Below are 810 nucleotides of genomic sequence, written 5' to 3'. Positions count from 1 at the left end.
ATGCGCAGTTCAGCGTACCGTACCGGCTAGAGGTGTGGGCGGCGATCTCCAGCACAGCGGCATAACGCGCCGCTCGCTATGCCTAAGGCTCGATTTGGAATCGGTATATTCGTCCAGGCCAACGGGCGTCTCGCTGGTTCACGGCCCTGAAGCGCCAGAGTAGGTATCGCGCGTTTCGCGCCGACAAAGCGCGAAACGAGCAATTAGAGGATCACGCCCATGATCACCACCCTCGCGGATATCGATCCGAAGCGCGTTGCGGCAATCCTCCACCGGTCGGAACAGGATGCTTATAAGCTGCTCGCCGACTTAGCCCAGGAGTCTCATGCGACAAGGCGTGCACGTCATTGGTTTTGTTCAGAAAAAACTGAAGGGCGCGACGGCATAAAAACCATGGTCGCGCTCGACATTGCGACAGGGCACGAGATTTCGATCTGCCAGCCACTCGGCAGCGGCGCCATATCCTGCAAGCTTGATGCTAGTGGGTTTGCCGACGCCGCAGTTGTAGTGGCCCGCGCGACCAAGCGGCGCGTCGATCTCCTCGTGATTAACAATTCTCCGAGCAGGAGCCCCGGCCGGGGGACGAATTTGTCGATGCGGTCATCGCTAGCGTGCCATTCCTCACCACCGTCCGGAAAAATGCCTTGCTGACTCGCGGACTTTCACCGGGATGTCGGCATAACGCTGTGGTGCGAGCGCCAGGTCGTAGAGGGATGATGGCGCGACATCGCCCGCCGCCGCGCATCCGCGCGCAATCCATCCGGTCACGACGATTTAGTGATGATTCCATCCGGCAGCTTCATCACGGCC

At 60.0% G+C, this 810-nt stretch carries 1 protein-coding gene; it reads left to right on the top strand.

The window, feature by feature from the left end:
* Nucleotides 1-219 precede the first annotated feature (219 nt).
* Nucleotides 220-651 (top strand): DUF2478 domain-containing protein, encoded by a 432-nt coding sequence (locus CWO89_RS44755; protein ID WP_130231991.1) that lies wholly within the window; start codon nt 220-222, stop codon nt 649-651.
* Nucleotides 652-810 lie beyond the last annotated feature (159 nt).

The organism is Bradyrhizobium sp. Leo170 (assembly GCF_004296405.1).
Lineage (GTDB): Bacteria > Pseudomonadota > Alphaproteobacteria > Rhizobiales > Xanthobacteraceae > Bradyrhizobium.
Note: the sequence above shows the minus strand (reverse complement) of the source record. Positions and strands in the feature narration are given on the sequence as shown.

Bases quoted from the DNA above. Each gene is read 5' to 3' on its own strand.
- CWO89_RS44755 (WP_130231991.1), top strand. From the start codon at position 220: ATGATCACCACCCTCGCGGATATCGATCCGAAGCGCGTTGCGGCAATC.